Source organism: Sphingobium xenophagum (genome assembly GCF_031457465.1).
Taxonomy (GTDB): Bacteria; Pseudomonadota; Alphaproteobacteria; order Sphingomonadales; family Sphingomonadaceae; genus Sphingobium; species Sphingobium xenophagum_A.
Genome location: NZ_JAVDWV010000001.1, coordinates 78,553 through 95,382, shown reverse-complemented (window position 1 = coordinate 95,382; position 16,830 = coordinate 78,553). Strand labels below are relative to the sequence as shown.

Sequence of the window (16,830 nt, the reverse complement as noted above, 5' to 3'; positions counted from 1 at the left end):
AAGACGGGGATCAGGCGACCCGGTCGCGCATCGTCTGGCTGGCGCGGAACGTCAGTACCCGGCGCGGCTGGATCGGCACCTCGACCCCGGTCTTGGGGTTGCGGCCCATGCGCTGCGTCTTGTCGCGCAGGACGAAGGTGCCAAAGCTGGAGATTTTCACATTCTCGCCGCGCTCCAGCGCGACCGACATATGGTCGAGGATCGATTCGACCAGCGCAGCGGCTTCCGCCCGCGACAAGCCGACATGGCGGTTGAGGCTTTCCGCCAGATCCGCGCGCGTCAATGTACCCGTGCCGCTCATAACCCGTCGCTCCCCGATGACAGAACGCCAAATTGACCGATTTATGCCAAATGTGCAAGCATTGCCTGCCGTTACGTCACAGGCGAATGACGCAGGCGCCCCAAGTGAAGCCGCCGCCCATCGCTTCCAGCACGATGAGTTCGCCCGGCTTGATCCGCCCGTCGCGCACGGCGAGGTCGAGCGCCAGCGGAACCGACGCAGCGGAGGTATTGGCGTGGCGGTCAACGGTCACCACCACCCGGTCGGGCGACAGCTTCAATTTGCGCGCCGTAGCATCAAGAATGCGGGCATTGGCCTGGTGCGGGACCAGCCAGTCGATGTCGGCATTGGTCAGGCCCGCCATCGCCATGACTTCGTTGAGGACCGAGGCGAGGTTGACGACAGCATGGCGGAACACCTCCTGCCCACGCATCCGCAGCTTGCCCACGGTCTGCGTCGTTGACGGGCCGCCGTCGACATAAAGAAGCTGGTTGTGGCGGCCATCAGCGTGCAGTTTCGACGCCAGGATACCGCGCGCGCCATCCGCGCTTTCCTCCGCGCCCAGCACCACCGCACCCGCGCCATCGCCGAACAGCACGCAGGTAGCGCGATCCTCCCAGTCGAGGATGCGGCTGAAGGTTTCCGCGCCGATCACCAGTGCCCGGTTCGCGGCACCCGATCGGATCATGCTGTCCGCCACGGTCATGGCGTAGAGAAAGCCAGAGCAGACGGCGGCAACGTCGAACGCAACGCAATCGTCGATGCCAAGCGCGGCCTGTACCGTGGTCGCGCTGGCTGGAAAAGTCTGGTCCGGGGTCGCCGTCGCCAAGATGATCAGGTCGATATCCTGCGGCGCGACACCCGCCGCGTCGAGCGCGGCGCGGGCGGCATCGGTCGCCAGCGTAGAGGTCGTCTCGCCGTCACCCGCAATATGGCGGTTACGGATGCCGGTACGCTCGACGATCCATTCGTCGCTGGTATCGACAGTCTGCGCCAGTTCGGCATTGCTGACCGCGCGAACAGGCAGGGCCGAGCCGGTGCCCAGCAATATTGACCGACGGATCACTTGACGGGCAGCTCCAGCTTGGCGGCGGCGGCCGACAGGTCCGCAATGCCCGCCATATCGGCGGCGATGCGACGGGTGATGTCTTCTTCCAGCAGCCGCGCGGCGACATGGACCGCGTTGGCCACGCCCTTGGCATCGGCGCTACCATGGCTTTTCACGACAACGCCGTTGAGGCCCAGAAAGACCGCGCCATTATGGTTATTGGGGTCAAGATGATGTTTGAGCAGATGCATGGCAGGCTTGGAGATCAGGAAGCCGATCTTCGAGCGGATCGAACTGGTGAACGCCTTGCGCAGCACGTCGGTAACGAAGCGGGCAGTGCCCTCCGCGGTCTTGAGCGCGACATTGCCCGAAAAGCCGTCGCACACGATCACATCGGTATCGCCGCGGCTGATCTTGTCGCCCTCGGTAAAGCCGTCGAACTGAAGCGGCAGGGTGTCGGCGGCGCGCAATATGGCGGCGGCGTCGCGAATCTCGTCCGTGCCCTTGAGATCCTCGGTCCCAATATTGAGCAGGCGCACGCGCGGCCGCTCAAGGTCAAAGGCGATGCGCGAATAGGCCGCGCCCATCACCGCGAACTGGACGAGGTTGCGCGCGTCGCATTCGGTATTGGCGCCCAGGTCGAGCATGATGACGTCATTGTCGCCCAGCGTCGGCAACATCGCGGCCAACGCAGGGCGATCGACGCCGGGCATGGTCCGCAGCGCCACTTTCGCCATCGCCATCAACGCGCCGGTATTGCCCGCCGATACCGCCGCCCCGGCCTGACCCGATTTCACGGCCGCAATGGCCATGCTCATCGAGCTGTCCTTCTTGCGGATGGCAACGCCGGGCTTGTCTGCCCCATCGACCACCGAAGGAGCGTGGACGACATCCGACGCAGCCCGCAAATTGGGGTGCTTGTCGAGCGCGGATTTGATCCGCGCTTCGTCACCGAACAGGGTGAAAAGGAGTCCGTCGTGCCGGTGACGGGCAAGCGCAACGCCCGCCATCATCACAGACACGCCCTCATCCCCGCCCATCGCGTCAATTGCGATTCGCGGTTGCCTGGACACGCTGATCACCCCTTTGCGGAGATCGAGACTGGCTTACGCCCCGACGGCGACGATTTCGCGACCGTTATAGTGGCCACAGGCACCGCACAGATTGTGCGGGCGCTTGAGTTCGCCACAGTTGGAGCATTCCTGAAATGCTTCGACCCGCAGCGAATCGTGGCTACGGCGCATACCGCGCTTGGAGGGGGACGTTTTCCTTTTGGGGACAGCCATGTCGGCACCTTGTTCCGTAAATTATCTGGTTGTGCGACTGGCCGGTTTCCGATGGAGACGCGGACGCCACAAGGCGCCGCAGACCCATGCGGCCCGGGTGATCGCGAAGCCCTGCGCCTATAGCGGTTTTTGTTCGGGGTGCAAGTCCTTCCTTGCCGATCGCGCCCCGCGCCTTAGACTGAAGCCCTACCGCAACGGGGGAATTTTCATGGCTTTGCCGATCACGCTGACCTTTGCCGCAGCCTGCGCGCTGCTTAACCTGTGGCTAGCGATTCGCTGCGTCCGGCTGCGCGCCAAGGACAAGGTGCTGCATGGCGATGGCGGCAGCGGGCTGCTGGCGCGGCGGATGCGCGCCCAGGCCAACTTCATCGAATATACGCCGATCGTGCTGACCCTGTTCGCGCTCGTAGAGTTGGCCGTGGGTGGCTCCTTGTGGCTGTCCATCGCGGCGCTGGTCTATGTGCTGGCGCGCGTAGCGCATGGCTTTGGCATGGATGCGGACAAGCCAACCATCTGGCGGGCCGTCGGCGCTCTGATCACTTGGCTGGTGATGGTGAGCCTCGCGATCACGGCGTTGACGATCGCCTACACCGCCACGCGCGAACTGCCTGTGCCGCCCGCACTGGCGGCACAGGTGTAGCGCAAGGACGCCTGCCCCCTCCGTCTGGCCTATGGCCAGCCACCTCCCCGTTCCGGGGAGGATTAGCCCGCCAGTACCGAATCGGCGACAAAGGGGTTGGTGCGGCGCTCATGGGCGAAATTGCTCATCGCGCCGTGGCCGGGGACGAAGGCCGTGTCGCCCCCCAATGGCCAGAGCTTGCCGGTAATCGCATCGATCAGCTCCTGGTGATTGCCACGCGGGAAATCGGTGCGACCGATCGACCCCTGGAACAGCACGTCGCCGACGATCGCGAGTTTGCTCGGCGCATGGTGGAACACGACATGGCCCGGCGTATGGCCGGGGCAATGGATGACGTCGAAGGTCAGGTTGCCGACCGTTACCTGGTCCCCATCCTGCAGCCAGCGATCAGGCTCAAAGCTCTCGCCCGGCATGCCCCAGCGTTTGCCGTCTTCGGCCAAGCGCTCGATCCAAAAGCGGTCCTCCTCATGCGGTCCTTCGATGGGCACGCCAAGGTCGCGGGCCAGAACCCCCGCTTGGCCGCAATGGTCGATATGGCCATGGGTAACGAGCAGTTTTTCGATCGTGACCCCCTGCTCCGCCGCCGCCCGTTTTAACACCGGCAGGTCGCCGCCCGGATCGACGAAGGCACCGCGCATGGTTTGGGTACACCAGAAGAGGGTGCAATTCTGCTGAAGCGGGGTGACCGGGATCAGCATGGCTTTGAGCGGAGGTGTCGTCATGCCCCCGATGTGGCGAAGCGACGCAGCGGGCGCAAGGCTAGACCGCCTCGTCCAGCGCGGCGAATGGCTCGGCCAGGCTGATACTGTCGAGCACCTTAGCGGTTTCATCGCGAACGCGCAGCATTACGCGGTGCAGGCGGCATTCCGATTCGGGCAGGCAGTTGGTGCAGCTTTCATGCGCGAAACGGCTCGCGCAAGGGGTCAACGCCAGCGACCCGCGCGTCATCCGCACAATGTCGCCATAGCTGATGTCGACGGGCGCCAGCGCCAACCAATAGCCCCCATCCCGCCCGCGCTGGGTCGCGACCAGCCCTTCGCGCGACAATTCGGAGAGGATGACGGTCAGGAATTTCGCCGGGATGTTCTGGCGTGTGGAAATCTCGCCAAGCGGCACCGGACCCTGACGGTAGCGATCAGCAAGATGTTGCAGCGCACGGATGGCGTAACGGGTCTTCTGGGACAACATAGCGTCGTTATTCGCCCCCTCGGCCGATTTTACAACCCGCTCAACGCGCGGGCGTCAGCGCCGCCCGCGCCTGACCCGGAAAGTCGCTGAACAGGCCGTCCACCCCGGTGGCGGCAATGGCACGGACATAGCTCGTGAAATCGCCCAGCCCCTGCGGATCGTCGAGCCGCTGATATTGCGGCGGCAGGAAGCTGTTTTCCATCCGCATCGTCCACACATGAACCTGCAAGCCCGCATCATGCGCGCGACCAACCAGCGCCGTCGCCCCTTCGGGCGCGATAACCAGCGCCGCCGATGGCCCGATCCCATCGGCATAGGCCGCGACATCGGTCAGCCCCTGAACGGTGAGCATATCGGTATAGCTGGTGCCGGGCAGGTCGGCAGGGCCGCCCTCGGCATCCACCAACTGAATGAGACGCAGGCGCGAGGTAGCGCGGATCACTTTGAGATTACCGACCTCGAACGACTGGATGAAAACCGGATCAGCTTCGGTCTGATAGCCATAGCGGCTCAGTAGATCGAGCAACGGCGCCTGGTGCGGCAGGCCCAGCCCGGCGAAATAGCTTGGATGCTTGGTTTCGGGATACAGGCCGATGCGGCGGCTGCTCTCGGCCTCCTTCGCGCGCACCAGTTGCACTATCTCTTCGAAGGTCGGGATCGGATAGAGGCCGTCGAACCGCTTGTTGGCCGTGCGCAGGTCCGGCAACCGCTCGCGGGCGCGTAAAGTGCGCAACTCGGCGAGGGTGAAATCCTCGGTGAACCAGCCCGACATTTCGATGCCGTCGATCGTCTTGGTCGTCTTGCGATCGGCAAATTCAGGATGTTCGGCGACATCGGTGGTGCCGCCAATCTCGTTTTCATGCCGGGCGACGAGGACGCCGTCCTTGGTCAGCACCAGATCCGGCTCGATATAGTCCGCACCCTGGTCTATCGCCCGCTCATAGCTGGCGAGCGTATGTTCGGGCCGTTCCCCGCTGGCACCGCGATGGGCGATGATCAGCGGATCGGCCCGCGCGGCGGAAAGGGGGATGAGGCTCATCAGCAGCAACAAGCCGATCCGCACCACATCCCCGCCCCTCAAGCCGAAACGCCTTGCAGCGTGTTTTCGTAGGTCGTGGCCTTGAACCCGATGATCGTGCCCTTGCCGGTGTCGAGGATCGGCCGCTTGATCAGCGAGGGGTTGGTGATCATCAGCAGGATCGCCTTGTCCGCATCGATATGCGCCTTGTCGCCTGCATCGAGCGCGCGGAAGCTGGTGCCGGAACGGTTGAAGATGGTTTCCCAGCCATGTTCCATGACCCACTCCTCCAGCTTGGCCTTATCCACGCCCGAAACCTTATAGTCGTGGAAGCTGTAGGGGACGCGCTCATTGTCCAGCCAGTTACGGGCCTTCTTGATCGTGTCGCAATTTTTGATGCCGTACATGGTGATCATGGCGACTTATCCTTTGAAGGCGGTGACTTCGATTTCGATCTTCATCTCCGGCTTGATAAGGCCGGTGACAACGCAACTGGCGGCGGGACGAATGATGCCGAACACCGGCGCGGTCGCCTGGCCCAGATCGTCCCAATAAGCCGGGTCGGTTATGTAATAAGTGACGCGCACGACGTCGGCGAACGAGAAGCCCGCATCGTCCAGCGCCTTGCCGATGACCTTGAGCGCATTGGCGGCCTGATCGACCACGCTGTCGGGCATCATCTTGGTTTCGGGGTCCGACCCGGTGGTTCCGGCAACGAAGCACCAGTCGCCCTGGACGACGGCGCGCGAATAGCCGACCTGCGCCTCGAAGGGCGAGCCGGACGAAATGAGCTGGCGAGGCATGAGGATTCCTGTTGCAGTGCGAAAAGGATCACTTGGGCCTTTGGCCTTTCGGTCCGGCGCTGTCCAGTGATTTCGGGGGAACGCGCCGCGATGCCGACCGTTGAAGAGCGATCAATCCCTATAAGGAGACCGGCCATGGATCGCCCTACCCCCGACACAGAAGACAATAGCGAACAGGCCGATGCGGGCACGCAGGCGCAGGATGTCGCCGCCGATGCGCAAGCGCGCGCGACCGATCTGTCGGAGGATAGCGAGCGCGGCGGCCACGCCAATCCGGCGCAGATCATCCCCGACGATGTGCCAGACCTTGTCGAGCGGATGAACGAGATGAACCGGTCGGGCCGGATCGACATGGATGCCTTTGCGGGAGAGCCGCAAATGGATGATGAAGATGACGCCTTTGGGACGACCGAAGACGACGAGTAAGTCGTTAGGCGGCGGCGCTGTCGTCCAGCCCGAAATTTATCATACCCCGCGCCATATGGCCAAGGGCCTGCGTCATCGAATCGGCAATGGCGGGATCGATATCCTCCTGCGCTGCAATAGCGCAGGTCATCGCCATCGCCCATTGATCGGCCAGCGCGGGCGTGATCGGAAAGGCGCGATGCAACGACATGATGCACGGCCCGCGCTCGAACCAGTCGCGCGGGCCACCGAGCCAGCCAGTCAGGAAGCGGGTCAGGCCGTGCCGGACCGGGCCAAGGTCCGCCGCGTGAACGGTGCGCAGGTCCGCATAGGCTTTGTCCTCCTCCAGCAAATCGTAAAAGCGGGTGACGATGGCGCGAACGGCGGATTCGCCGCCTATACGGGCATAGGGGCTGGGCGGCGCGGCTGCGTTCATGGGAGATGGCTCCGTTTCGGATAACCCTTCCAGCATGACGTTGGCTTGCGCTCTGTCCTTGATCCCGGTCAAATCGCGCCGGATCGGCGAGAAGATGGTCGCGCTTTAACCTGTCATTTGCTGTTGGCCGCCTACGCTCGCCCGATGGCAAGACAAGCATATGGGCGCGGCAAGCAGCGCGGCGGGGCCATCAGCGGGCCATCTTTCATTTATATCCTATGCTTGGGGCTGCTGCTAGGCTGGTATGGACCGCAGTGGATCGAGCGGGGAACGCTGCCGACGATCCCAGTAACTGGGCAAAGTCAAAGCAGCGATATGCTATCGGCGCAGTTCGGCTTTTGCCACAGCGGCGGCGGGACTGATTGCGTCGTGGATGGCGACACATTCTGGTTCGGCGGCGCGAAATATCGGATCGCCGACATCGACACGCCCGAAACCCATGGGCCGCGCTGCGCCGCCGAGGGCGCATTGGGCGCGCAGGCCACGCAGCGGCTGCAAGTCTTGCTCAATGCCGGTCCCTTCACGCTGGAAAGCGTGGATCGCGATGTGGATCGCTATGGGCGGTCCTTGCGGGTCGTGACGCGCGGCGGCAGCTCGATCGGCGAAATGCTGGTGGCCGAAGGGCTGGCGCGAGAATGGGACGGGGCGCGGCGTCCGTGGTGTTGAACGCAGCGCCCCTATTCTTCTGTTAGCGGCAGTTCACGCCGCCCCGATCGATTTCACGGCCCAGCAGCGCGCCTGCGCCGCCGCCGATCAGGATACCCGCGATGTTCGACTGGCCACGGTCGATCTGGCCGCCGAGCAATCCGCCCAGCGCCGCGCCGACGATCAGGCCAGTGGTGCCGTCCGAGCGGCGGCAATAATAGCGGTCGTCATAGCCGCGATAGATGCGGGTGCGGCGATCGACGCGGATCGGCTGGTAGCCGCCGCGATAATAGCGATCGGGCCGATAGCTGCGACCATAGCGCGGGTCTGGGCGGTTCCAGTCATAACTGTAGACCGGACGGCCAGGGCGGCGATAGGTCACGCGCTGGTCGTTCCGGCGATCCTGACGCCAGTCGCGGCGATCATCCCGACGATCCACTCGCCGGTCCTGGCGATCATCGCGGCGGTCGGCCCGGCGATCCTGACGATTGTCGCGGCGGTCATCCTTGCGATCGGCGCGGCGCTCCTGCCGGTCATCACGGCGATCCTCACGCCGTTCGCGATTATCGCGGCCCGGCTGCGCAAAGGCGGGCGTCGCGGCCAGGCCAGTCAGCGTCATCGCGCCGAGCGACAAGGCGGCAATGGCCTGTTTGAAGGTGAATGTCATGGGCGGGGTCCTTCCCTGGGGTCGTGTCTCTGCTGTCAGAACCCCAGGGCGTACAGGATGTTGCATGAACGGAACAAAACGGAGCGTTCATGCGCCGGACAGACGGAAGTCGACCAAATAGTACAAACGAATAATTAGGCGATATTAAAGATCGCCTCATTAGCTCGTTTATGAATTGGTAGATGGCTATGGCATTTCTACGCTGGGCTTGGTCATCATCGGTTATGCGACAGCGGCGACATTGACAACGATAAATGCGACTATAATTACGTCGACCAGCGATAACCTGCAACTAGAAAAATAATATAAAAATAAATCAGATCGCTACGCTCATTTAATCATCATAGGTTATCGGTATAATTTTATCAAACCTGAACGCAGATTGTTTTATTTTTCGAATGAAGAATGCAATTTCCTCTTTTTCATAGTCATCCAATCCTTCTTGGTGAATATTGTGAAATACTGCATATTCTTCAGCGTAATTTCTGAATTTTAAACGCCCTTCTCCAACGATACAATTATACGCTAACAAGCAAAGTTCGTTGTTACTCAATTGAGCTCTAATTATTCTTGCATAATATTCTTTATTTTCAGGGCATTTTTCATCTATGAGTTTATATATTTGGTACAATGTTCTAAAATAATGCCCTAAATGATGCACATACTTATCAAAGCACTTTGCGTAAGCTTTTGCTACAATTTTAATATCTTTATATCCATCCGGCTGGATTTCATTTCTAATCAAATATAAAATGACGGATAATGCAGAGCGGCCATCAAAATTTTTTACTGTTTTGAATTGGGCAGATCTATTAAGTTTATGATATTTTTGAGAAAATTTTCTTTCTTTGTCTTTCTTCTGAAGAGGGACATTTATTGTTCTAGTTATCGATTCAAAATTACCAACTAAAGTGAAAAAATTCTGCTCAAATTGCTGAATTTTTCTAGCATCTCTATCAGCAACAAACGTCATATAGATGCCGACAGCGCCAACTGTTGTCATCAGTGAAGCTATAACACCAAATGAATCTCCGAATGCACCTAAAGAACTATAATTTTTATCTGACTCATCATGGAATATGCTTATATTTTCTGGCGCAATAACTATTAATAATGCCCAACCCATCCACACGGCTAAGATTAAAACAGCAACAATCCAGCGGTGCATCTGTTAAATCCTACTCCGCCGCGATCCCCGCAGCCTTGAACATGTCCGGGTCGACCTCGTCCGCATTGGCCGGCACCGCGCGGGTTTTGCGGCGGTCGAAGGCGTCCCATACTTCGTTCCACTGGCCGCGCGTCGCGCCCTTTGAATATTCGGTGGCGCGGGTTTCGAAGAAATTGGCATGTTCCACGCCGTTGAGCAGCGGGCTCAGCCAGGGGAGCGGATGCTCCTCGATCATGTAGATGGGCTTGAAGCCAAGCTGGCCGAGCCGCCAGTCGGCGATGTAACGGACATATTTCTTGATGTCCTTCGCCGTCATGCCGGGGACCGGCCCCATTTCGAAGACCAGGTCGATGAATGCATCCTCGATCCGCACCGTCTTCTGGCACATGTCCATAATATCCTCCCGGACCGCGGGGGTCAGGCAGCCGCGCTCGGCGCAGAAGGCGTGGAACAGCTTGATGATGCCCTCGCAATGCAGCGTCTCGTCGCGGATCGACCAGGTGACGATCTGGCCCATGCCCTTCATCTTGTTGAAGCGCGGGAAGTTCATCAGCATCGCGAAGGACGCGAAGAGCTGCAGGCCTTCGGTAAAGCCGCCGAACATCGCCAGGGTACGAGCAATATCCTCGTCGGTATCGACGCCGAACTGCTGCAGATAGTCATGCTTGTCCTTCATCTCCTTATATTGGAGGAAGGCGCTATATTCGCTTTCGGGCATGCCGATCGTGTCGAGCAGATGCGAGTAAGCCGCGATATGCACGGTTTCCATGTTGCTGAACGCGGTCAGCATCATCTTGACTTCCGTGGGCTTGAACACACGGCCATATTTTTCGTGGTAGCAATCCTGCACTTCCACGTCGGCCTGGGTGAAGAAGCGGAAGATCTGCGTCAGCAGGTTGCGCTCATGATCGGACAGCTTCTGCGCCCAGTCGCGGCAATCCTCGCCCAAGGGCACTTCCTCCGGCAGCCAGTGCAATTGTTGCTGGCGCTTCCAGAAGTCGTAGGCCCAGGGATATTCGAACGGCTTATATTGCTTGGAGGCTTGAAGAAGAGACATGGGGTAACTCCGGGAAATCTATATTGGCCTTTCTCTCCTCTTTGGGAGAGAGGCTCACAAAATCACTGACAGGCCAGACACTCGTCATAGTCCGTGCTTTCGATCTCGAACTTGGGCGCGTCGATCGTGTTGTCGGCTTCCACGCCGCCCGCAAAACCGGCGCGCTGCACGCTCTTCGACCGCAGATAATAAAGCGACTTGATGCCCAGTTCCCACGCGCGGAAGTGGAGCATGAGCAGATCCCATTTTTCCACATCGGCCGGGATGAACAGGTTCAGCGATTGTGCTTGGTCGATATAGGGGGTGCGGTCGGCCGCGAGTTCGAGGAGCCAGCGCTGGTCGATTTCGAAGCTGGTCTTGAACGTGTCCTTTTCTTCCTGGCTCAGGAAGTCGAGATGCTGGACGCTGCCGCCATGTTCGAGGATCGAGTTCCAGACATTGTTGCTGTCCTTCGCCTTATCGATCAGCAGCTTTTCGAGATAGGGGTTCTTGATCGAGAAGCTACCCGACAGCGTCTTGTGCGTGTAGATATTGGCCGGGATCGGCTCGATGCACGCGCTGGTGCCGCCGCAAATGATGCTGATCGACGCGGTCGGCGCGATCGCCATCTTGCAGCTGAAACGCTCCATCACGCCCTGGTCGGCGGCGTCCGGGCAAGGGCCACGCTCGATGGCGAGCTGCATCGAGGCTTCGTCGACCTGGCCCTTGATATGCTTGAACATGCGCAGGTTCCACGACTTGGCCATCGCGCCCTCGAACGGGATGCCGCGTGCCTGGAGGAAGCTGTGGAAGCCCATGACGCCAAGACCCACCGAGCGTTCGCGGCTGGCGCTGTACTTGGCCCGCGCCATTTCGGGCGGGGCGCGGTCGATATAATCCTGCAGCACATTGTCGAGGAAACGCATGATATCTTCGGCGAAGAGCTTTTCGTCCTTCCACTCGTCCCAGGTTTCCAGGTTCATGGACGACAGGCAGCAAACCGCCGTGCGGTCATTGCCAAGGTGATCGCGCCCGGTCGGCAGGGTGATTTCCGAACAGAGGTTCGACGTCGAGACTTTCAGGCCCAGGTCACGATGATGTTTGGGCATCATGCGGTTCACCGTGTCGTTGAACACGATATAGGGCTCGCCGGTCGCCAGCCGGGTTTCGACCAGCTTCTGGAACAGCGCGCGCGCGTCGATGGTGGAGCGGATCGACTGGTCCTTGGGGCTGCGCAGATGGAATTCGCGGCCGTCGCGCACGGCTTCCATGAATTCGTCGGTCAAAAGGACGCCGTGATGCAGGTTCAGCGCCTTGCGGTTGAAGTCGCCGCTGGGCTTGCGGATTTCGAGAAACTCCTCGATCTCCGGGTGCGACACGTCGAGATAGCAGGCGGCCGAACCGCGACGCAGGCTGCCCTGGCTGATCGCCAGCGTCAGGCTGTCCATCACGCGGACGAAGGGGATGATGCCGCTGGTCTTGCCATTGAGGCCGACCGGCTCACCGATACCGCGCACGCTACCCCAATAGGTGCCGATGCCGCCGCCGCGCGAGGCAAGCCAGACATTTTCGTTCCAGGTGTTGACGATGCCTTCCAGGCTGTCGTCCACCGAGTTCAGATAGCAGCTGATCGGCAGGCCGCGGCCGGTGCCGCCGTTGGACAGGACCGGGGTCGCAGGCATGAACCAGAGTTTGGAGATATAGTCATAGACACGCTGAGCGTGATCCTGATTGTCCGAATAGGCCGACGCGACGCGGGCGAACAGATCCTGATAGGATTCGCCGGGCAGCAGATAGCGGTCGTTCAGCGTGTCCTTGCCGAATTCGGTCAGCAACGCATCGCGCGACGCATCAGTCACGATGTTGAAGCGACGCTCTACCACGGTCGAGGAGGTCAGGGGAGCCGCCTCTTTGGGCTGCGCCTTGGCCGGAGCCGCTTTGTTCGTTGCCGCCACCGCGTCCAACACTTCATCCATCACAGTCGCCACGTCGCCAGTACCACCTTGTCCGCTATCTCGAAAATCCATCTCAGCCCCCGAATGTTCCTGTTCCGTTCGATTCGGTCAAGCCCCGCGCCATCCAGTCGCGCATCAGCCGCAAACCGTTTCGTGCCGGGACCGGAACGAGGCCCACAAGACCGCGATCGCACGGACAAAATGCCCTTCAAGCGAAACCAGGTTCCGCGACGCAATCACAATCTGTTGGGTGACCCCCGTTAACCCGATACAAGGGATAGTGCCATAGCCCCTTTTTCGCGCAAGAGGGTAAATGACCGTTTAGAGACTCGGTTCGTCGCTCGCCCGATTCATTTCATCGCCGCTTTTGCCTGTCGCAACGCAGCGACGCACGGACTTCCCTGCCCCCCGTAAAAGGCAAGGGGGAGCATGGCTTCAAAAAAATATATTGGGGGTTGCCACGCAAATGCGTGGCCGCCGCGACAGCAACGTCAATCCAACATGAGATAGACGCTGCCGCTTGCCTTGGCGATCAGCTTCTTCCCATCGATGATTCGATGATTTCTTCATCACATATAACAGCCTCCATGCGCCGGAGCATCGCTTCGGCTGCCACCGGATCGCTGTTTACAGGAGGGACTGAAGGCGTCGAACTGGTTCCGTTTTCAACATAGTGATCGAGAAAGCAGCGCATGGCGTGGCTGACACCCGCCGCGTTCACTTCGCGGAGATCGTCTTCAAAATAGCGACCACCATTGAAATTTCCTGTAATTATTTCAAAAGACGGAAAATAATCGACCCAGTCGTAGAGGGCAGAGACTTCTTCGGCTGCGACGCGCAACGCCGACTTACTATATGTATTTGATACCAGAACATGGCGATCATCATAAGTCGCGATCAATGGCACAGGTGAAACGGTCAGAATCACCTTCACATCACAATTCTGCAACTTCAACAGTCCCAAAAATTGGGTGAGGTCTGCCACCACATCCATTGCGCGCATGTTGACGAACGCATAACGCGCCTCGTCAAAAACGCCTCCTGACACGCCTGGAGCCAGAGGAAACACGTCGCCGCTGTCACGCGCGATCCAGCTTTCAGTCAGCCCCAGCGTGAACACAAATACACGTGCTTGATTGAATACACGCCGAACCGAAGCGAGATGAGTCTTGCGTGCTTTGGCTACTTCTTCTGCAGATTCATACCCCGCAGGTGTAATGACGGGACGAAAGGGATCGACGAACCGTCCATCGGACCGCTGCCATGCAGCCTCTGATTTCACACGGTCGCCATAGGCTTCCTGGAACAACTGAAGCAGTTGACGCACCGTGTAGATATTGCCGTAACGCGCCGAGAACATACCATAGCCATCGGCCCGTCGTTCCACCTCGGACAACGAAGCGCCATCTTCCGGTACGAAATAATTAAACCCGATGCCGCTTAAACGACGAGAAATATGCTGTGCAAAACAGCTGCCTGCTGTCGCCACCCGATCGGCTTGACTGATCTGAAACTTAACCCGCGTTACGGGATCAACCGCATGGCTTTCAGTACGAGAAATGGCACGGCGCCAAAATTGATGATCCTGCAGACCATGATAGGGATTCCCGCTCATGCTAGGCTCCTCACAACAGCTTGAATATGGGCAAATTCGGGGTGACCACAATCGACCTGACTCATGTCCACCTGTTGATAACATTCATAGGATTGATGGATAAATTGGTCGAGCGATAGGAGCGTGTTGGACTGGAACGGCTTAAACCAGGTCGTTCCTCCCATATAGCCCAGCCTCTCTGCGATTTCTGGGAAAATGGGATAGATAAGGCTGTCCGCAAGACGATCTATCGGGAAATAGCCTTGCGGGGGAAGTACCGGCGTTTTGCCCAATTTTCGCACAATTTCCCATGCTAGGCAAAAAAGCGGCTCAATCGCAGGATGATTGATCGAATACATGAAGGGCCGTCCTCGCATCCAGCGGAGGAAATGCGTAGACATATCAAAGCCATGATCGGAAAAATTCTCAAGCATACGGCGACGGTCATCAACAAAAATGTCGTAAAAACCGCAGGCCGCGAAAACATCGTCCCGAAAAAGCGCGGCTACGTCAGACGCAGGCAAACCCAGCATATAGGCTGCCACCACGATTGACGAATGATAGTCTTTCATTGGCCCTTGGACCGCGCCGATAGCCCCGTGATGCATATAGCAAAGATCGGGATGAAATGACCGGAACAGGAAGCTAGGCGTCCAGATTAGGCCAAGGCCATCGCGCCCCTCATCAAGGCCCTGCCCGGCCAATTCTGGTAGAACAATCAAATGGTCGAAATCGCGCGCTCGTTCGTTCCACTCCGCGCTGGCCGCGCGATAGCTCCATATATCGCATTGATGCACCTCTGCATCAGGCATCAACATCGAGAGCGAGTTTCCAAGCCCGCCCGTGTTGCAATTGGATACAACCAAGAGCTTTTTAGCCACCTTAAAAATTCTCCGCCATCGACTGGATTTGATTTTGCGAAGCTGATGGCAGGTCCGGTAGCCGCCCACAAGCTTCGTTTAGCTGCTAGACTCGTCGCCTCCACAACGTGTAGCGGCAGCCCAAGCAGGAACCCGCCGTGCAGGGCCGGGCCGCAGATATGGGGACTAGGGTAAGATGACGCTCATCAAAACCGCCGATCTGATCGAGAGCGTGGCCGACGCGCTCCAGTTCATCAGCTATTATCACCCGATGGATTATATCCGCGCGCTCGGCAAAGCCTATGAGGCCGAGCAAAGCCCGGCGGCCAAGGACGCCATCGCCCAGATCCTGACCAACAGCCGCATGTGCGCGGAGGGGCATCGCCCGATCTGCCAGGACACCGGCATCGTCAATGTCTTCGTCAAATGGGGCATGGAATGCCGGCTGGACGATAACAGCCGCTCGATGCAGGATGTGATCGATGAGGGCGTGCGGCGCGCTTATCTGAACCCCGAAAACCGCCTGCGCGCCTCGATCCTGCGCGACCCGGCGTTCAGCCGCCAGAATACCAAGGACAATACGCCCTGCGTCCTGTCGGTCGAGATGGTGCCGGGCAATAAGGTCGTCATCGACGTCGCGGCCAAGGGTGGCGGGTCGGAGAACAAGACCAAGTTCAAGATGATGAACCCCAGCGATTCGATCGTCGATTGGGTGCTGGACATGATCCCGCAAATGGGTGCCGGCTGGTGCCCGCCCGGCATGTTGGGCATCGGCATCGGCGGCACGGCGGAAAAGGCGGTGGCGCTGGCCAAGGAAAGCCTGATGGAGCCCATCGACATGGGCGAACTCAAGGCGCGCGGGCCACAGACCGAGATCGAGAAGATGCGGGTCGAAATTTTCGACAAGGTCAATGCGCTGGGCATCGGCGCGCAGGGGCTGGGTGGCCTCTCCACCATCCTCGACGTCAAGATTTACGACTATCCCTGCCATGCGGCGGGCAAGCCCGTGGCGATGATCCCCAATTGCGCCGCGACGCGCCACGCGCATTTCACGCTCGATGGCTCTGGCCCCGCCTATCTGGAAGCGCCCAAGCTGTCCGAATGGCCCGACGTCAACTGGACGCCCAGCAAGGAGGCTATCCGGGTCGATCTCAACACCTTGACCCCGGAAGTAGTGCAAAGCTGGAAGCATGGCGACCGGCTGCTGCTGAACGGCAAGATGCTGACCGGCCGCGATGCCGCGCACAAGCGGATCAAGGATATGCTGAGCCGGGGTGAACAGTTGCCGGTCGATTTCAAGGGCCGCGTCATCTATTATGTCGGCCCGGTCGATCCGGTCGGCGACGAAGTGGTCGGCCCGGCCGGTCCCACCACCGCCACCCGCATGGACAGCTTCATGGACATGATGCTGGAGCAAGGCCTGCTCGGCTGCGTCGGCAAGGCCGAGCGCGGGGTCGCCGCGACCAAAGCCATCGCCAAGCATAAGAGCGCCTATCTGATGGCGGTCGGCGGCGCGGCCTATCTGGTCGCGCGCGCCATCAAGGGGGCGAAGGTCGTGGGCTTCGAGGATCTCGGCATGGAGGCGATCTACGAATTCGATGTGGCGGACATGCCGGTGACCGTCGCGGTCGACAGCGAAGGGCAGAATGTCCACCACCTCGCCCCGCTGGTCTGGCAAGAAAAGATCAAGCGCGAGAAGTTGCTGGAAGGCGTGTGAGCGCGCGCTAACGCTTCCTTCACCATGCTGCGATACCCCCATGGAAATGGGGAATATCGCAGACATCGGAACCGTCGCCAGAGC

The 16,830-nt window shown here is 59.7% G+C and carries 20 protein-coding genes; 4 read left to right on the top strand and 16 right to left on the bottom strand.

Translation table 11 applies throughout. From position 1 onward, the window contains the following. Nucleotides 1–10: 10 nt before the first annotated feature. The 4 genes from ihfA to rpmF form a co-directional block, all read right to left on the bottom strand. Entirely contained in the window at nt 11–301 is a 291-nt protein-coding gene (ihfA, locus tag J2W40_RS00475) for an integration host factor subunit alpha (RefSeq protein WP_037472241.1), read from the bottom strand. Between the two features lie 76 nt (nt 302–377). Beyond that, nucleotides 378–1,346 carry a beta-ketoacyl-ACP synthase III gene (locus tag J2W40_RS00470; RefSeq protein WP_310221044.1) on the bottom strand — a complete coding sequence of 323 codons (969 nt, stop codon included), beginning with the start codon at nt 1,344–1,346 and terminating at the stop codon, nt 378–380. After that, nucleotides 1,343–2,368, bottom strand: a complete 1,026-nt coding sequence (gene plsX, locus J2W40_RS00465) for a phosphate acyltransferase PlsX (RefSeq protein ID WP_310221464.1) — start codon at nt 2,366–2,368, stop codon at nt 1,343–1,345. Before plsX ends, J2W40_RS00470 begins: the two co-directional genes overlap by 4 nt. A 66-nt stretch (nt 2,369–2,434) precedes the next feature. Then, the gene (rpmF, locus tag J2W40_RS00460; protein ID WP_006957677.1) at nt 2,435–2,614 is read right to left on the bottom strand and encodes a 50S ribosomal protein L32; all 180 of its coding nucleotides are present in this window, start codon (nt 2,612–2,614) and stop codon (nt 2,435–2,437) included. 208 nt (nt 2,615–2,822) lie between these two features. Between rpmF and J2W40_RS00455 the strand changes: the two genes are divergently transcribed. After that, complete coding sequence (locus tag J2W40_RS00455) at nt 2,823–3,254, top strand: MAPEG family protein (protein ID WP_310221040.1); 432 nt, start codon at nt 2,823–2,825, stop codon at nt 3,252–3,254. Nucleotides 3,255–3,316: 62 nt separating this feature from the next. Here J2W40_RS00455 and J2W40_RS00450 read toward each other — a convergent pair whose 3' ends face one another. The 5 genes from J2W40_RS00450 to J2W40_RS00430 are packed head-to-tail and all read right to left on the bottom strand — an operon-like array spanning nt 3,317 to nt 6,263. Beyond that, nucleotides 3,317–3,976 (bottom strand): MBL fold metallo-hydrolase, encoded by a 660-nt coding sequence (locus tag J2W40_RS00450; protein WP_310221037.1) that lies wholly within the window; start codon nt 3,974–3,976, stop codon nt 3,317–3,319. A 37-nt stretch (nt 3,977–4,013) separates the two neighbouring features. Further along, entirely contained in the window at nt 4,014–4,442 is a 429-nt protein-coding gene (locus tag J2W40_RS00445) for an RrF2 family transcriptional regulator (RefSeq protein ID WP_037473224.1), read from the bottom strand. A gap of 40 nt (nt 4,443–4,482) precedes the next feature. After that, nucleotides 4,483–5,481 carry a glycerophosphodiester phosphodiesterase gene (locus J2W40_RS00440; RefSeq protein WP_409050327.1) on the bottom strand — a complete coding sequence of 333 codons (999 nt, stop codon included), beginning with the start codon at nt 5,479–5,481 and terminating at the stop codon, nt 4,483–4,485. Between the two features lie 38 nt (nt 5,482–5,519). Continuing rightward, nucleotides 5,520–5,876, bottom strand: a complete 357-nt coding sequence (locus J2W40_RS00435; RefSeq protein ID WP_310221034.1) for an ArsC family reductase — start codon at nt 5,874–5,876, stop codon at nt 5,520–5,522. Nucleotides 5,877–5,882: 6 nt separating this feature from the next. Then, nucleotides 5,883–6,263 carry a RidA family protein gene (locus J2W40_RS00430; protein ID WP_310221033.1) on the bottom strand — a complete coding sequence of 127 codons (381 nt, stop codon included), beginning with the start codon at nt 6,261–6,263 and terminating at the stop codon, nt 5,883–5,885. Nucleotides 6,264–6,398: 135 nt separating this feature from the next. On the opposite strand from J2W40_RS00430, the gene J2W40_RS00425 reads away from it, so the two are divergent. After that, a complete protein-coding gene (locus J2W40_RS00425; RefSeq protein ID WP_310221031.1) occupies nt 6,399–6,689 on the top strand; it encodes a hypothetical protein in 291 nt (96 codons plus the stop codon). A 4-nt stretch (nt 6,690–6,693) separates the two neighbouring features. Here J2W40_RS00425 and J2W40_RS00420 read toward each other — a convergent pair whose 3' ends face one another. Then, entirely contained in the window at nt 6,694–7,104 is a 411-nt protein-coding gene (locus J2W40_RS00420) for a group II truncated hemoglobin (protein WP_310221029.1), read from the bottom strand. A 144-nt stretch (nt 7,105–7,248) separates the two neighbouring features. On the opposite strand from J2W40_RS00420, the gene J2W40_RS00415 reads away from it, so the two are divergent. Then, nucleotides 7,249–7,770 (top strand): thermonuclease family protein, encoded by a 522-nt coding sequence (locus J2W40_RS00415; RefSeq protein WP_310221027.1) that lies wholly within the window; start codon nt 7,249–7,251, stop codon nt 7,768–7,770. Between the two features lie 22 nt (nt 7,771–7,792). Here J2W40_RS00415 and J2W40_RS00410 read toward each other — a convergent pair whose 3' ends face one another. The 6 genes from J2W40_RS00410 to J2W40_RS00385 all read right to left on the bottom strand — a co-directional run bounded on the left by J2W40_RS00410 (nt 7,793) and on the right by J2W40_RS00385 (nt 15,050). After that, nucleotides 7,793–8,416 carry a glycine zipper 2TM domain-containing protein gene (locus J2W40_RS00410; protein WP_037473215.1) on the bottom strand — a complete coding sequence of 208 codons (624 nt, stop codon included), beginning with the start codon at nt 8,414–8,416 and terminating at the stop codon, nt 7,793–7,795. Between the two features lie 334 nt (nt 8,417–8,750). Continuing rightward, nucleotides 8,751–9,584, bottom strand: a complete 834-nt coding sequence (locus J2W40_RS00405; RefSeq protein ID WP_310221024.1) for a putative phage abortive infection protein — start codon at nt 9,582–9,584, stop codon at nt 8,751–8,753. Between the two features lie 10 nt (nt 9,585–9,594). Further along, entirely contained in the window at nt 9,595–10,641 is a 1,047-nt protein-coding gene (locus J2W40_RS00400; RefSeq protein ID WP_310221022.1) for a ribonucleotide-diphosphate reductase subunit beta, read from the bottom strand. A gap of 62 nt (nt 10,642–10,703) precedes the next feature. Beyond that, a complete protein-coding gene (locus J2W40_RS00395; protein ID WP_310221021.1) occupies nt 10,704–12,647 on the bottom strand; it encodes a ribonucleoside-diphosphate reductase subunit alpha in 1,944 nt (647 codons plus the stop codon). A 460-nt stretch (nt 12,648–13,107) separates the two neighbouring features. Next, nucleotides 13,108–14,190, bottom strand: a complete 1,083-nt coding sequence (locus J2W40_RS00390) for a GSCFA domain-containing protein (protein WP_310221020.1) — start codon at nt 14,188–14,190, stop codon at nt 13,108–13,110. Beyond that, nucleotides 14,187–15,050, bottom strand: coding sequence for a WcbI family polysaccharide biosynthesis putative acetyltransferase (locus J2W40_RS00385; RefSeq protein WP_310221019.1), 864 nt, complete (start codon nt 15,048–15,050; stop codon nt 14,187–14,189). The genes J2W40_RS00390 and J2W40_RS00385 overlap by 4 nt, the downstream gene beginning before the upstream one ends. Nucleotides 15,051–15,225: 175 nt before the next feature. On the opposite strand from J2W40_RS00385, the gene J2W40_RS00380 reads away from it, so the two are divergent. Continuing rightward, complete coding sequence (locus tag J2W40_RS00380) at nt 15,226–16,746, top strand: fumarate hydratase (RefSeq protein ID WP_310221017.1); 1,521 nt, start codon at nt 15,226–15,228, stop codon at nt 16,744–16,746. The last annotated feature ends 84 nt before the right edge of the window (nt 16,747–16,830 follow it).

What these genes read in the sequence shown, in the direction of transcription:
- ihfA (WP_037472241.1), bottom strand. Translation starts at nt 301, where the DNA reads ATGAGCGGCACGGGTACATTGACGCGCGCGGATCTGGCGGAAAGCCTC.
- plsX (WP_310221464.1), bottom strand. Translation starts at nt 2,368, where the DNA reads ATGGGCGGGGATGAGGGCGTGTCTGTGATGATGGCGGGCGTTGCGCTT.
- rpmF (WP_006957677.1), bottom strand. Translation starts at nt 2,614, where the DNA reads ATGGCTGTCCCCAAAAGGAAAACGTCCCCCTCCAAGCGCGGTATGCGC.
- J2W40_RS00455 (WP_310221040.1), top strand. Translation starts at nt 2,823, where the DNA reads ATGGCTTTGCCGATCACGCTGACCTTTGCCGCAGCCTGCGCGCTGCTT.
- J2W40_RS00450 (WP_310221037.1), bottom strand. Translation starts at nt 3,976, where the DNA reads ATGACGACACCTCCGCTCAAAGCCATGCTGATCCCGGTCACCCCGCTT.
- J2W40_RS00445 (WP_037473224.1), bottom strand. Translation starts at nt 4,442, where the DNA reads ATGTTGTCCCAGAAGACCCGTTACGCCATCCGTGCGCTGCAACATCTT.
- J2W40_RS00440 (WP_409050327.1), bottom strand. Translation starts at nt 5,481, where the DNA reads ATGAGCCTCATCCCCCTTTCCGCCGCGCGGGCCGATCCGCTGATCATC.
- J2W40_RS00435 (WP_310221034.1), bottom strand. Translation starts at nt 5,876, where the DNA reads ATGATCACCATGTACGGCATCAAAAATTGCGACACGATCAAGAAGGCC.
- J2W40_RS00430 (WP_310221033.1), bottom strand. Translation starts at nt 6,263, where the DNA reads ATGCCTCGCCAGCTCATTTCGTCCGGCTCGCCCTTCGAGGCGCAGGTC.
- J2W40_RS00425 (WP_310221031.1), top strand. Translation starts at nt 6,399, where the DNA reads ATGGATCGCCCTACCCCCGACACAGAAGACAATAGCGAACAGGCCGAT.
- J2W40_RS00420 (WP_310221029.1), bottom strand. Translation starts at nt 7,104, where the DNA reads ATGAACGCAGCCGCGCCGCCCAGCCCCTATGCCCGTATAGGCGGCGAA.
- J2W40_RS00415 (WP_310221027.1), top strand. Translation starts at nt 7,249, where the DNA reads ATGGCAAGACAAGCATATGGGCGCGGCAAGCAGCGCGGCGGGGCCATC.
- J2W40_RS00410 (WP_037473215.1), bottom strand. Translation starts at nt 8,416, where the DNA reads ATGACATTCACCTTCAAACAGGCCATTGCCGCCTTGTCGCTCGGCGCG.
- J2W40_RS00405 (WP_310221024.1), bottom strand. Translation starts at nt 9,584, where the DNA reads ATGCACCGCTGGATTGTTGCTGTTTTAATCTTAGCCGTGTGGATGGGT.
- J2W40_RS00400 (WP_310221022.1), bottom strand. Translation starts at nt 10,641, where the DNA reads ATGTCTCTTCTTCAAGCCTCCAAGCAATATAAGCCGTTCGAATATCCC.
- J2W40_RS00395 (WP_310221021.1), bottom strand. Translation starts at nt 12,647, where the DNA reads ATGGATTTTCGAGATAGCGGACAAGGTGGTACTGGCGACGTGGCGACT.
- J2W40_RS00390 (WP_310221020.1), bottom strand. Translation starts at nt 14,190, where the DNA reads ATGAGCGGGAATCCCTATCATGGTCTGCAGGATCATCAATTTTGGCGC.
- J2W40_RS00380 (WP_310221017.1), top strand. Translation starts at nt 15,226, where the DNA reads ATGACGCTCATCAAAACCGCCGATCTGATCGAGAGCGTGGCCGACGCG.